At 68.1% G+C, this 13,339-nt stretch carries 15 protein-coding genes; 13 read left to right on the top strand and 2 right to left on the bottom strand.

Annotation, left to right across the window (positions count from 1 at the left end; genetic code table 11):
- The first annotated feature begins 199 nt into the window (after nt 1–199).
- The 9 genes from CP984_RS31340 (at nt 200) to CP984_RS31380 (ending at nt 7,357) form a co-directional block, all read left to right on the top strand.
- A complete protein-coding gene (locus CP984_RS31340) occupies nt 200–1,048 on the top strand; it encodes a helix-turn-helix transcriptional regulator (protein WP_030180591.1) in 849 nt (282 codons plus the stop codon).
- Nucleotides 1,045–2,466: a Fe-S cluster assembly protein SufB gene (sufB, locus tag CP984_RS31345; protein WP_003983955.1), complete on the top strand. Its 1,422-nt coding sequence runs from the start codon at nt 1,045–1,047 to the stop codon at nt 2,464–2,466. The genes CP984_RS31340 and sufB overlap by 4 nt, the downstream gene beginning before the upstream one ends.
- A gap of 55 nt (nt 2,467–2,521) precedes the next feature.
- Nucleotides 2,522–3,706 carry a Fe-S cluster assembly protein SufD gene (gene sufD / locus CP984_RS31350; protein WP_003983956.1) on the top strand — a complete coding sequence of 395 codons (1,185 nt, stop codon included), beginning with the start codon at nt 2,522–2,524 and terminating at the stop codon, nt 3,704–3,706.
- The gene (locus CP984_RS31355; protein ID WP_003983957.1) at nt 3,703–4,038 is read left to right on the top strand and encodes a non-heme iron oxygenase ferredoxin subunit; all 336 of its coding nucleotides are present in this window, start codon (nt 3,703–3,705) and stop codon (nt 4,036–4,038) included. The genes sufD and CP984_RS31355 overlap by 4 nt, the downstream gene beginning before the upstream one ends.
- A gap of 6 nt (nt 4,039–4,044) precedes the next feature.
- A complete protein-coding gene (gene sufC / locus CP984_RS31360; RefSeq protein WP_003983958.1) occupies nt 4,045–4,809 on the top strand; it encodes a Fe-S cluster assembly ATPase SufC in 765 nt (254 codons plus the stop codon).
- Nucleotides 4,806–6,062, top strand: coding sequence for a cysteine desulfurase (locus CP984_RS31365; protein WP_003983959.1), 1,257 nt, complete (start codon nt 4,806–4,808; stop codon nt 6,060–6,062). The genes sufC and CP984_RS31365 overlap by 4 nt, the downstream gene beginning before the upstream one ends.
- 20 nt (nt 6,063–6,082) lie before the next feature.
- Nucleotides 6,083–6,541 (top strand): Fe-S cluster assembly sulfur transfer protein SufU, encoded by a 459-nt coding sequence (gene sufU, locus CP984_RS31370; RefSeq protein ID WP_003983960.1) that lies wholly within the window; start codon nt 6,083–6,085, stop codon nt 6,539–6,541.
- Nucleotides 6,538–6,873 (top strand): metal-sulfur cluster assembly factor, encoded by a 336-nt coding sequence (locus CP984_RS31375; protein WP_003983961.1) that lies wholly within the window; start codon nt 6,538–6,540, stop codon nt 6,871–6,873. The genes sufU and CP984_RS31375 overlap by 4 nt, the downstream gene beginning before the upstream one ends.
- A gap of 121 nt (nt 6,874–6,994) precedes the next feature.
- Entirely contained in the window at nt 6,995–7,357 is a 363-nt protein-coding gene (locus tag CP984_RS31380; protein WP_003983962.1) for a VOC family protein, read from the top strand.
- Between the two features lie 13 nt (nt 7,358–7,370).
- Here the strand turns inward: CP984_RS31380 and CP984_RS41575 are convergent, their stop codons facing one another.
- Nucleotides 7,371–7,529 (bottom strand): hypothetical protein, encoded by a 159-nt coding sequence (locus CP984_RS41575; protein ID WP_156100263.1) that lies wholly within the window; start codon nt 7,527–7,529, stop codon nt 7,371–7,373.
- 152 nt (nt 7,530–7,681) lie between these two features.
- Nucleotides 7,682–9,979, bottom strand: a complete 2,298-nt coding sequence (locus tag CP984_RS31385) for a tetratricopeptide repeat protein (RefSeq protein ID WP_129820752.1) — start codon at nt 9,977–9,979, stop codon at nt 7,682–7,684.
- A gap of 109 nt (nt 9,980–10,088) precedes the next feature.
- On the opposite strand from CP984_RS31385, the gene CP984_RS31390 reads away from it, so the two are divergent.
- The 4 genes from CP984_RS31390 to dapD all read left to right on the top strand — a co-directional run bounded on the left by CP984_RS31390 (nt 10,089) and on the right by dapD (nt 13,278).
- On the top strand, nt 10,089–10,409 hold the full coding sequence (locus CP984_RS31390; protein ID WP_003983965.1) for a DMT family transporter: 321 nt from the start codon (nt 10,089–10,091) through the stop codon (nt 10,407–10,409).
- Nucleotides 10,409–10,948: a TetR/AcrR family transcriptional regulator gene (locus tag CP984_RS31395; RefSeq protein ID WP_003983966.1), complete on the top strand. Its 540-nt coding sequence runs from the start codon at nt 10,409–10,411 to the stop codon at nt 10,946–10,948. The genes CP984_RS31390 and CP984_RS31395 overlap by 1 nt, the downstream gene beginning before the upstream one ends.
- Before the next feature lie 191 nt (nt 10,949–11,139).
- The gene (locus tag CP984_RS41580) at nt 11,140–12,153 is read left to right on the top strand and encodes a lipase chaperone (RefSeq protein WP_003983968.1); all 1,014 of its coding nucleotides are present in this window, start codon (nt 11,140–11,142) and stop codon (nt 12,151–12,153) included.
- A gap of 99 nt (nt 12,154–12,252) precedes the next feature.
- Entirely contained in the window at nt 12,253–13,278 is a 1,026-nt protein-coding gene (gene dapD, locus CP984_RS31410; protein ID WP_003983970.1) for a 2,3,4,5-tetrahydropyridine-2,6-dicarboxylate N-succinyltransferase, read from the top strand.
- Nucleotides 13,279–13,339: the final 61 nt, after the last annotated feature.

The following is a 13,339-nucleotide window of genomic DNA, read 5'->3' on the forward strand; positions in this document are numbered from 1 at the left end:
GGCGTCGGGGCGGGGAGGGGGCAGGCGGCCGCCCGAGGGCTGTGTGTGACCCTGAACCCGCAGGTCAGCGGCGGTTCCATCGAGTCCGTACGGTCATCCGGCGTCCCTGCCGATTAGGTGACCCTTAGTGATCGAGGCCACCTGTCCGTGATCCGGTCGAGGGTTGTATCGGCCTGAGGAATTACGCAACAATGGCGTTGTGAAATACGCGAGCGAGGACCAGGAAGGCACCGCGGCCCGGCCGGCCGGCGGGCCGGACCGCCCCGCGCCCGCGAGGGCCGCGCGGTCCGCCCCCGGCGCCGCGCCGTCCCACGACGAACAGCGGGGCACGCGCAACCGCGTCGCGCGCTCCATCCTCGACCACGGTCCGTCCACCGCGGCCGAGCTGGCCCTCCGGCTGGAGCTGACCCAGGCGGCCGTCCGCCGCCACCTCGACGCCCTCGTCGCGGAGAACGTCGTCGAGCCCCGCGAGAAGCGCGTCTACGGCGCCCGCACCCGCGGCCGCCCCGCCAAGGTCTTCGCGCTCACCGACTGCGGCCGGGACGCCTTCGACCAGTCCTACGACCAGCTCGCGGCCGACGCGCTGCGCTGGATCGCGGAGAGCGCGGGCGGCGGCGAGCTGGGCGAGGCCGCCATCGCGGCGTTCGCCCGCGCCCGCTTCGCGGCCCTCGCCGAGAGCTACCGTCACGCCGTCGAGGCCGCCGCCCCCGAGGGCCGCACGAAGGCACTCGCCGAGGCATTGACCGCGGACGGGTACGCTGCTACGGCACGCAGCGCGCCCAGTCATCAGCTAGGTGAGCAGCTCTGCCAGCACCACTGCCCGGTCGCCCACGTCGCCGAGCAGTTCCCGCAGCTGTGCGAGGCGGAGACCGAGGTCTTCTCCCGCCTGCTGGGGACCCATGTGCAACGCCTTGCCACCATCGCCCACGGCGACGGTGTCTGCACGACCTTCGTCCCGAAGGGCCGACAGAGCGCCGGCAAGGCCGCCCACCGCACCACCAAGACCACCACAGCTTCTGCAAGCACGGCCGGGAGGAACCCCGCATGACTCTCCCCACGGAGACTGCTCACCCCGAGCTCGAGGGCCTGGGCACGTACGAGTACGGCTGGGCCGACTCCGACGTGGCCGGCGCCTCTGCCAAGCGCGGCCTGTCCGAGGACGTCGTCCGCGACATCTCGGCGAAGAAGAACGAGCCCGAGTGGATGCTCAAGCTCCGCCTCAAGGGCCTCAAGCTCTTCGGCAAGAAGCCCATGCCGAACTGGGGCTCGGACCTCTCGGGCATCGACTTCGACAACATCAAGTACTTCGTGCGCTCCACGGAGCAGCAGGCCGCCTCCTGGGAGGACCTGCCCGAGGACATCAAGAACACCTACGACAAGCTGGGCATCCCCGAGGCGGAGAAGCAGCGGCTGGTCGCCGGTGTCGCGGCGCAGTACGAGTCCGAGGTCGTCTACCACCAGATCCGCGAGGACCTGGAGCAGCAGGGCGTCATCTTCCTGGACACCGACACCGCGCTCAAGGAGCACCCGGAGCTCTTCAAGGAGTACTTCGGCACGGTGATCCCGGCCGGCGACAACAAGTTCGCCTCGCTGAACACCGCGGTCTGGTCCGGCGGCTCGTTCATCTACGTCCCCAAGGGCGTGCACGTGGACATCCCGCTCCAGGCGTACTTCCGCATCAACACCGAGAACATGGGCCAGTTCGAGCGGACGCTGATCATCGTCGACGAGGACGCCTACGTCCACTACGTCGAGGGCTGCACCGCCCCGATCTACAAGTCCGACTCGCTGCACTCCGCGGTCGTCGAGATCATCGTGAAGAAGGGCGGCCGCTGCCGCTACACGACGATCCAGAACTGGTCGAACAACGTCTACAACCTGGTCACCAAGCGCGCCGTCGCCTACGAGGGCGCGACCATGGAGTGGGTCGACGGCAACATCGGCTCCAAGGTGACGATGAAGTACCCGGCCGTCTACCTGATGGGCGAGCACGCCAAGGGCGAGACCCTGTCCATCGCCTTCGCGGGCGAGGGCCAGCACCAGGACGCCGGCGCCAAGATGGTCCACATGGCCCCGCACACCTCGTCCAACATCGTCTCGAAGTCGGTGGCGCGGGCCGGCGGCCGCACGTCCTACCGCGGTCTGATCGAGATCGGCGAGGGCGCCGAGGGCTCCAAGTCCAACGTGCTGTGCGACGCCCTGCTGGTCGACACGATCTCCCGCTCGGACACCTACCCGTACGTGGACGTCCGCGAGGACGACGTGACCATGGGCCACGAGGCGACCGTCTCCAAGGTCAGCGACGACCAGCTCTTCTACCTGATGGCGCGCGGCCTGTCCGAGGACGAGGCGATGGCGATGATCGTGCGCGGCTTCGTGGAGCCGATCGCCCGCGAGCTGCCCATGGAGTACGCGCTGGAGCTGAACCGGCTGATCGAGCTGCAGATGGAAGGCGCGGTCGGCTGACGGCCGCAGCGGGCAGCACTTGAATTCTCACGAGGAAGAGAGCACGACGACAGCCATGGCTGAGGCTCAGACAATCCCGGCGGGTTCGACAACCACCGGTTCGATCGCGGTGGCCGCCGAGTCCACCGTCGCCACCCGGATGAGCGCCCCGCCGTCCTACGACGTGGCGGACTTCCCGGTGCCGCACGGCCGCGAGGAGGAGTGGCGCTTCACGCCCCTCGCGCGCCTGAAGGGCCTGCACGACGGCACCGCCGTCGCCTCGGGCGCCGACCTGAAGGTGGACATCACCGCGCCCGAGGGCGTCACCCACGAACTGGTCGAGCGCGACGACCCGCGCGTCGGCAAGGCCGGCAAGCCCGTCGACCGGGTCGCCGCCCAGGCGTACAGCTCCTTCGAGAAGGCGTCGGTCGTCACGGTGCCCAAGGAGACGGTGCTCACCGAGCCGATCCGCATCGCCGTGCACGGCGAGGGCGGCACCGCCTTCGGCCACCAGGTCATCGAGCTGGGCGCGTTCGCCGAGGCCGTCGTCGTGATGGACCACACCGGCGACGCCACGCTCGCCGCCAACGTCGACTACATCATCGGCGACGGCGCCAAGCTGACCGTCGTCTCGGTGCAGGACTGGGACGACACCGCCGTCCACGTCGCCCAGCACAACGCGCTGGTCGGCCGGGACGCCGGCTTCAAGTCCGTGGTCGTCACCTTCGGCGGCGACGTGGTCCGGCTGCACCCGCGCGTCACGTACGCCGCGCCCGGCGGCGAGGCCGAGTTCTACGGCCTGTACTTCACCGACAACGGCCAGCACCAGGAGCACCGCCTCTTCGTCGACCACGAGGCGCAGAACTGCCGCTCCAACGTCGTCTACAAGGGCGCCCTCCAGGGCCAGGACGCGCACGCCGTCTGGATCGGCGACGTGCTCATCCGCGCCGCCGCCACCGGCACGGACACCTACGAGCTGAACCGCAACCTGGTGCTGACCGACGGCGCCCGGGTGGACTCGGTGCCCAACCTGGAGATCGAGACCGGCGAGATCGTCGGCGCGGGCCACGCTTCGGCCACCGGCCGCTTCGACGACGAGCAGCTCTTCTACCTGATGGCCCGCGGCATCCCGGCCGACGAGGCCCGCCGCCTGGTCGTCCGCGGCTTCTTCGCCGAACTCGTCCAGCAGATCGGTCTGCCGGACGTGGAGGAGCGCCTGATCGCCAAGATCGAGGCCGAGCTGGAAGCGTCCGTGGCATGACCGCCGCCTACGTACGCGCCTGCGGGCTGGCCGAACTGGAGGAGGACAGCCCCAAGCGCGTCGAGATCGACGGCGTGCCGGTCTCCCTCGTCCGTACCGAGGGCGAGGTGTTCGCGATCAACGACATCTGCTCGCACGCGAACGTCTCCCTGTCCGAGGGCGAGGTGGAGGACTGCTCCATCGAGTGCTGGCTGCACGGCTCCAGCTTCGACCTGCGCACCGGCAAGCCCTCCGGCCTGCCCGCGACGCAGCCCGTCCCCGTATACCCCGTAAAGATCGAAGGAGAGGGCCCGGACGCTTCCGTGCTCGTCTCCGTCACCCAGGAGTCCTGAGTCCCCATGGCAACGCTTGAGATCCACGACCTGCACGTCTCCGTCGAAGCCGAGAACGGCTCGCGCGAGATCCTGAAGGGCGTCGACCTGACCGTGAAGCAGGGCGAGACGCACGCCATCATGGGCCCCAACGGCTCCGGCAAGTCCACCCTCGCCTACTCGCTGGCGGGTCACCCCAAGTACACGATCACCGGCGGCACCGTCACCCTCGACGGCGAGGACGTCCTGGAGATGTCCGTCGACGAGCGCGCCCGCGCCGGCGTCTTCCTCGCCATGCAGTACCCGGTCGAGGTGCCCGGCGTCTCCGTCTCCAACTTCCTGCGTACCTCCGCCACCGCCATCCGCGGCGAGGCCCCCAAGCTGCGTACCTGGGTCAAGGAGGTCAAGGAGGCCATGGAGCGGCTGTCCATGGACCCGGCCTTCGCCGAGCGCAACGTCAACGAGGGCTTCTCCGGCGGTGAGAAGAAGCGCCACGAGATCCTCCAGCTGGAGCTGCTCAAGCCGAAGATCGCGATCCTCGACGAGACCGACTCCGGCCTGGACGTCGACGCGCTGCGGATCGTCTCCGAGGGCGTCAACCGTGTCCGTGAGTCCGGCGACGTGGGCACCCTGCTGATCACCCACTACACCCGGATTCTCCGTTACATCAAGCCCGACCACGTGCATGTCTTCGCCAACGGCCGGATCGCCGAGTCCGGCGGCCCGGAGCTGGCGGACAAGCTGGAGGCCGAGGGCTACGAGGCGTACGTGAAGGGTGGCGCAACCGCGTGACGAAGCTGCCGGGCCTCCTCGACACAGAGGCGATCCGCAAGGACTTCCCGATCCTGGATCGACAGATCCACGACGGGAAGAAGGTCGTGTACCTGGACAACGCGGCCACCTCCCAAAAGCCCCGCCAGGTGCTGGACGCGCTGAACGGGTACTACGAGCGCTACAACGCCAACGTCCACCGCGGTGTGCACGTGCTCGCCGAGGAGGCCACGGCGCTGTACGAGGGCGCGCGCGACAAGGTCGCCGCGTTCATCAACGCGCCGAGCCGCGACGAGGTGATCTTCACCAAGAACGCCTCCGAGTCGCTCAACCTCGTCGCGAACATGCTCGGCTGGGCGGACGAGCCGTACCGCGTCGACCAGGACACCGAGATCGTCATCACGGAGATGGAGCACCACTCCAACATCGTGCCGTGGCAGCTGCTCTCGCAGCGCACCGGCGCGAAGCTGAAGTGGTTCGGGCTGACCGACGACGGCCGGCTCGACCTGGACACGATCGACGAGGTCATCACCGACCGCACGAAGATCGTTTCCTTCACGCTGGTCTCCAACCTGATGGGCACCGTCAACCCGGTCGAGGCGATCATCCGCCGCGCCCAGGAGGTCGGCGCGCTGGTCTGCATCGACGCCTCGCAGGCCGCCCCGCACATGCCGCTGGACGTGCAGGCGCTCCAGGCGGACTTCGTGGCCTTCACCGGCCACAAGATGTGCGGTCCGACCGGCATCGGCGTCCTGTGGGGCCGCCAGGAACTCCTGGAGGACCTGCCCCCGTTCCTCGGCGGCGGCGAAATGATCGAGACGGTGTCCATGCACTCCTCGACCTACGCCCCCGCGCCGCACAAGTTCGAGGCGGGCACGCCCCCGATCGCGCAGGCCGTCGGCCTCGGCGCGGCCGTGGACTACCTCACCTCGATCGGCATGGAGAACATCGCCGCGCACGAGCACGCCATGACGGAGTACGCCGTCCGGCGCCTGCTGGAGGTCCCTGACCTGCGCATCATCGGCCCCTCCACGGCCGAGGACCGCGGCGCGACGATCTCCTTCACGCTCGGTGACATCCACCCGCACGACGTGGGCCAGGTGCTGGACGAGCAGGGCATCGCGGTCCGGGTCGGCCACCACTGCGCACGGCCGGTGTGCCTGCGCTACGGAATTCCCGCGACCACGCGAGCGTCTTTCTACCTGTACTCCACTCCGGCCGAGGTCGACGCCCTGGTCGAGGGGCTGGAGCACGTCCGCAACTTCTTCGGATGAGGACGAGGACTGACTGAGCCGTGAAGCTGGATTCCATGTACCAGGACGTCATCCTGGACCACTACAAGCACCCCCATGGGCGCGGTCTGCGGGACGGCGACGCCGAGGTGCACCACGTCAACCCGACCTGCGGTGACGAGATCACCCTGCGCGTACGGCTCAACGGTGCGACCGTGGAAGACGTGTCGTACGAGGGCCAGGGCTGCTCCATCAGCCAGGCCAGCGCGTCCGTGCTCAACGACCTGCTGGTCGGCAAGGAGCTGGGCGAGGCGCAGAAGATCCAGGAGACCTTCCTGGAGCTGATGCAGTCCCGCGGCCAGCTGGAGCCGGACGATGCCATGGAGGAGGTGCTGGAGGACGCGGTGGCGTTCGCCGGCGTCTCGAAGTACCCCGCCCGCGTCAAGTGCGCCCTGCTGAGCTGGATGGCTTGGAAGGACGCCACCGCCAAGGCCCTCTCCGAGGAGGCGAAGACCGCATGACCGAGAACGCAGTGACCACGAAGCCGGCTTCGGAGGAAGAGGTCCGCGAGGCCCTGTACGACGTCGTCGACCCCGAGCTGGGCATCGACGTCGTCAACCTGGGCCTGATCTACGGCATCCACGTGGACGACGCCAACATCGCCACCGTCGACATGACGCTCACCTCGGCGGCCTGCCCGCTGACCGACGTCATCGAGGACCAGGCACGGTCCGCCACGGACGGCATCGTCAGCGAACTCAAGATCAACTGGGTCTGGATGCCGCCGTGGGGCCCCGACAAGATCACGGACGAGGGCCGCGAGCAGCTGCGCGCGCTGGGTTTCAACGTCTGACCGGCCCCTCCGCGCACCAACGGCGGCGCCCGCCGGGGAAACCCGGCGGGCGCCGCCGTTTCGTCTGCCGGGGCCGCCCGTTCCCCTGACACGGCCATGCCCACCCGGCACACTGACGGTCATGGCCGTTTCTCTTTACCTGTTAGCCGTCGACGCCCACGACCTCAAAGGACTCGCCACCTTCTGGGCCCGCGTCCTGGACTGGCGCATCGTGCACGAGGACGACGAAGAGGTGATCATCGCCGCCGACGAGAACGCCCTCCCCGGCATCATCTTCCTGTCCGTCCCCGAGGAAAAGGCAGGCAAGAACCGCCTGCACATCGACCTCGCCCCGGACGACCAGGCGGCCGAGGTCGAGCGGATCATCGGCCTCGGGGCGCGGCGGGTGGACGTGGGGCAGGGGGAGGTGTCGTGGGTGGTGCTGGCGGACCCCGAGGGCAACGAATTCTGCGTGCTGAGGCCGAAGAAGTCGTTGCTGGGCTGACTGCCAAGGCGTATCAGCGGCGCCGCCTCACCGCCTCCGTGAAGATACGGAAGACGGTGATGCGCTGATCGCCTCGTAGCCCTCGTAGCGTGACGAGGTGTCCGACGAAGAGGGCGACGACCACGAGCAACGGGAAGCCCGCGAGCAGCAGAAGTTCCGCAGGGATTGACATGAGTGTGCGTTGCCTTTCCTGTGATGAGTGCGAACGGATGCGGTGCGCATCACGACACACGATCAGGTCTGGCGGCGCCATGCCGCTCAGTTCCCCAAGCCGTATCTCTGCAGGTCAGGGACGTTCGCGGGAAATCCCGGCGGGACGTGAGCTCAGCGGCGGAAGCCCCGTCCGGGATCACGGGTGTCGCCATCGCGGAACGGGACGAACCATTGGTCGGCCTCCAAACTCGCGATACCGAGCATCTGATTGATGTGACTGTCAGGGTCTTCGATGCCTTGCGCCCAAGGCTGGAACAGAAAGAGGACATCGGTGTCCTCCAGGAATGAGTCCAAGCACTGATGCCAATCATAATCGCCTGGCTCTTCGTCTATTCCTTGCACAAGATCGTTGACGAGTTCAGGGTTATCCACCACCAAGGAAGATGCTAGCTCCACAGTCAAGTGCATCGCGATTTCCTCGGCAGTGCACGTGGGGAGTGGCCATTCTCCTGCCTGGATGTCGCCGGCCAAATCGTCGAAGCAGCGAGCCATTTGACGACGCCACTTGTGGTCCTGGCTCCAGGTCAGTACAGGCATCCTGCTGTAAGGGAATGAATAGTTACCATTCAGGTCGACTCGCGTGTCACCAATGTTTTTCAATTCGTCATAGGCCATGTCGGCGAGTATGGTAAATGCCGCTTGAAGGATACGCAGTGTTCGTGGCGTAGGGCCATAGTCATCTTCACTCCATTCGTCATCCTCTATCATTTCGCTTTGCGGGGAGCCAGAGGTGGGTGAATGAGAAGTCGGAGTGAGGGGGGCTGCGGGGCCGTTGAAGTAGGATTGTGCGAGTTCGTCACCTGCCTCGGCGGCTTTTCTGTACCAGTTGTTTGCTTCACTTCTTTCCTGTCCTCGGAAATGGAGATCCCCGAGGAGCCGTAGAGAGAGTGTGTCGCCGGAATCGGCTGAGAGGTGGAGCCACCGAGCGGCCTCTGCTCGGTCATCCTTCTCGTACAGCAAGCCCAGGGTGCGTATGACCTGGACATCACCGGCCTCGGTCAATGGCTGCAGCGCGCGCCGACTGACATCCACGCGGGAGTTGGCGTAAGCAGCGAAAGCGACGCTGAAGCGCTGCTGATCTGCTGTGCCCGCTTCCAGTGTGATTTGCCAGACTTTCTCTGGCAGCAGTTGCGGAGAAGGCTTATGTTCCCGTAGGTGGGCGTCCAGCAGGTATTCGAAGGGGCGTAACCCGTCATCTTCCTGTATGAGGAGGCGGGTAACCGCGTCCCGCGGAGTGGTGGCCCAGGAAAGTGCTTCTTCGAATGGTTCAGGCCCGATCAGGCTCTTGTTTCGTCCAGGGAGATAGTCTTCATGAAGCGCCTCCAGCAACGTGACGGGTAGCGGATCGGTCAAGCCTGCCAGTGTCAAATCGATGGCTGCCCACACCAGAGCAGCACCACGGGGGTTTCCATTGACCACTGCCGCAGCCTTCAACTCCTTCCAAAGTTGAGGGCCCGTGGCCAGAGTTTCCGCGATGCCGAAATTATCCGCTTGGGTGAGAGCCAGTTGGAGTCGCGCGTCGCGATGGCGGCGTAGTTGCTGGCGTGCGCGCTCAAGCTCATTTTCCGACCACAGGCGTCGTACCTCGAATTCCTCCGAGATTCGAAGAAGTTCATCCTCTGGAAAATTCTGCCTGACGCGTGATCGCATAGTCCCGAGAACAACGGCCCGGGAGGTGAGCAGAGCGTGTATCTCTCTGAGCCCGAGCCTCCCGGAGCCGAGGTACCGCTCCATATCGTTGAGCCATAGAATGCACCGCTCGCCCTCGTTGGAGAGCCGGACGACTGTCGCGGCCGCTTCGGAGGCATCTGCCGCGCACCTGGGCACGATGAGCAGATGCCGGGGCAGAGTGCTGGCCATCGCTTCGAAGGCGCAGCGAGTCTTGCCGGCTGTTGAATCGCCAACCAGTAGAACCGCCCCACCGTGCTCGGCGGAGCGGATGAGGGCGCTGCGTACGGCAGGATCGATGTCTCGGGGGATGTACGGAGGTACGGCGTCCCCGTCTGCGGTTGTGCGGGCTCGATGCACCATGAGCTGCAGTGGGTCCGCGTCCCGAACTCGTAGAATCGCGGCTTGCGGGCGCTGTTCGGGAGCGCCCTCGTTGGTGGCCTGTTGGTACAGCCGAGCCCAGCCAGCACGTTCGAGCCGGCCTGGAGGGAGCGAGGCCACTTCTTCGAGAGCGGACAGGAATGAGTTGAGGGCGGCTAAGGACGAAGGCAGTCTGTCTCCCCTGCGCCAAGCGCTGATGGCGCTCTTGCTCACCGGGTGCCGGTTCCTGTGCTGGGTGGCTCTGGCGATCTGCTCCTGTGTGGGCTTCCCCGCTCCTTCGCAAGCGATCTTGTTCATCGCGTCCCGGACGGCGTCGGCGAAAGCTGCGCGAGCGCCCGACGGTTGCCTGCTGTGTTCCATGGATCGATGGTGCCGTGCGGCACTGACAGGAGTCAGGTGCGAGATGCCGCAGCCGTTCCGGGGTCAATGATGCGTACAGCCGTACGCAACGTTGTGTACGCTCGTACGCATGGTGTACGTGACGCTGGCCGGGGCGATCCTCTCCGAGATTCTTGCGACGACCGCGATGAAGTACAGCGACGGGTTCAGCAGGCTGTGGCCCTCGCTCGGGACCGCGCTGGGGTACGTCGTCGCGTTCGCGCTGCTCGCGAAGACGCTGAAGACCATGGATGTCGGGACGGCGTACGCGATCTGGTCCGGGGCGGGGACGGCCGTCGTGGCGGCGATCGGGATGGTGTTCCTCGGGGAGGCGGCGACCGCCGCGCGGATCATCGGGGTGCTGCTCGTGATCGCGGGCGTCGTGGTGCTGAATCTGGGCGGGGCGCACTGATGCCCCGCCGTTACGATCCCGACCGGCGGCAGCGGATCATCGACGCGGCGATCCGGGTGGTGGCCGGGCGGGGCATCGCCGGGCTCAGCCACCGTGCGGTGGCCGCCGAGGCGGACGTACCGCTCGGTTCGACCACGTACCACTTCGCCTCGCTGGACGATCTGCTGATCGCGGCGCTGCGACAGGTCAACGGGGAGTGGCTGGCCGGGATCGAGGCGTGGGTGCGGGGCGTGGACCCGGACGTTCCGCTCGCGGACGAGCTGACGCGGCTGGTCGAGGAGTCGCTGGGCGGGGACCGGTCGCGGGTGGAGCTGGAGTACGAGCTGTACCTCGCGGCCCTGCGGCACGAGGCGGTGCGGCCGCTCGCGGCCGAATGCCTCGACACGATGGCCGAGCTGCTGCGGCGGCGGACCGGCGACGCGGGGACCGCGCGGGCGCTGGTCGGGCTGATCGACGGGCTGATGTTGCAACATCTGCTGACGGGGCGGGAGTTCGACCGCGCGGAGGTGCGGGACGCGGTGGCGCGGGTGATCGGCTGAGGGGGCTCCCGGCGGTTGCTCGGTGGTCGGTCGGTGATCGTTCGGCGACCGCCCGGTTATCAATCCTTTATCGCTCAACTTGTTAGGTGTGTCCGCCCCCGTGTAGGTCTTGATCTTTATTGATCACCTGGGGGGCCTTGCGGCGTTCTGCGCCTGTTGTCGCCCAGCGGTACGAGGTGAGAGAACCACACGTGAAGAGGAAGCCCCAGGGCGCGGGCAAGCAGGCGGACGGCACCGAGGACTGGTTCACCGGACCCGCCTGGCGGGACCGGGACGGACGGGCCGCGCGGCGCCGGAAGCGGATACGTATCGGCGCCGCGGTGGTCGTCGCGGCCGGGGCGGCGGTCCTGGTCCTGAACCCGGGGGACGTCCGCTCGAAGCTCCCCGGCCGGCTCGGCGGTGACACCACGGCCGCCGAGCCGCTGCCGCCGGAGACCGCGGCGCCCGGCGCGGCGCCCGCCGACGAGGCGTTCCCCGCCACCCCGACCCTGGCGGCGCCCTTCGCGGGCTCGCCCGCCGTACGGTACGCGGACGGCGCGGCGGGCATCGTCCTGCCGGACGCCGAACCGGTGGGACGGTTGTCGAAGGACGAGGTGGCAGGCGTGCTGCGGCAGGTGAAGGAGCTGCTCGCGGACGCGAACCTGAACCGGCGGACACTGCGCGGCGAGCGTCCCGCGGTGGCGCTGAACCTGGTCGATCCGCTCCAGCCGGACGTGCGGAAGGAACTGGAGGCCGGTCTGACGAAGCCGGACCGGGAGCACGATCCGTTGCAACTGTTCACCCGCTTCGACCCGCACGAGGTGCGGCCCGCCGGTGACGTCGTCAAGACGCGCGGCCGGATGACGTTCAAGGAGGGCCGGGACGGCGCGCTGGCCGTCCACACCGACCACACCTTCGTCCACCCGGTCGTGAAGGCCGCGGCAGGCGCTTCCGAGGTGACCCGTACGGTGGTCCGCCGGGTGGTGGACTTCGAGGTCAACGACCCGCGGCGCTTTCAGGCAACCCCGGGGAAGCCGGCCCTGGCCGGGTACCACCACGAGGTCGCCAACACCGCCTGCGAGGTGTACGACGGATTCCTGCACCCGCAGTTCTCGGACAGCCGGCCGGCGGCCGAGGCGTCCGGCCCGGCCACCGACCCGTACGACCGGAGCCAGGAGATGAAGGAGGACGAGAGCACCGGCTGCGGCACGGTGAGCCGCATCTAGGACCAGGGGCGGGTGGCATGACCGGTCCCCGCGCCCGCCGGGCGTCCTGCCTCCCGGACCGGTTCGCCTCGGCAGCCCCCCTCCGGTTAGGTTTTCGGCATGACCGATGCTGCTACCTCCCCTCTCCCCCAGACCCCGAACGGGCTGGGCGGTGCCCCCATCACCGGCGCCGTCGCCGCCGGGCTCGCCACCGTCACCACCGACGGCACCGTCCTCGACACCTGGTTCCCCGCGCCGGAACTGGTGGCCGACCCCGGCCCCGCCGGGACCGAGCGGCTGACCGCCGAGCGCGCCGCCGAACTGCTCGGCGAGGCCGCGCCGAAGGCGGTCGGTCCCGACCCGCGCCGCGGTGTCGAGGTCGTGGCCGTCCGTACGGTCATCTCCTCGCTGGACGACAAGCCGCTGGACGCGCACGACGTGTACCTGCGCCTGCACCTGCTCAGCCACCGGCTGGTCAAGCCGCACGGCCAGAGCCTGGAGGGCATGTTCGGCCTGCTGGCGAACGTCGCCTGGACCTCGCTGGGCCCGGTGGCCGTCGACCAGCTGGAGACCGCGCGCCTGAACGCCCGCGCCGAGGGCCTGCACCTCCAGGTCACCAGCATCGACAAGTTCCCGCGGATGACGGACTACGTCGCCCCGGCCGGCGTACGGATCGCCGACGCGGACCGGGTGCGCCTGGGCGCCCACCTCGCCGCGGGCACCACCGTGATGCACGAGGGCTTCGTCAACTTCAACGCCGGCACGCTCGGCACCTCGATGATCGAGGGCCGGATCTCCGCGGGCGTCGTCATCGGCGACGGCTCGGACATCGGCGGCGGCGCCTCCACCATGGGCACCCTCTCCGGCGGCGGCAAGCAGATCATCTCGATCGGCGAGCGCTGCCTGCTCGGCGCGGAGTCCGGCATCGGTATCGCGCTGGGCGACGAGTGCGTGGTCGAGGCGGGCCTGTACGTGACCGCGGGCACCCGCGTCACCATGCCCGACGGCCAGGTCGTCAAGGCCGCCGAACTCTCCGGCGCCGACAACATCCTCTTCCGCCGCAACTCCACCACCGGCGTCGTCGAGGCCCGCCCGAACAAGGCCACCTGGGGCGGTCTCAACGAGGTGCTGCACAGCCACAACTGAGGCGCGCTGCCGCACCAGAAACGTGCGTAACACCGTGGCCCGGCGGGTGAGTCCCGCCGGG

It is taken from the genome of Streptomyces rimosus, assembly GCF_008704655.1.
GTDB classification, from domain to species: domain Bacteria; phylum Actinomycetota; class Actinomycetes; order Streptomycetales; family Streptomycetaceae; genus Streptomyces; species Streptomyces rimosus.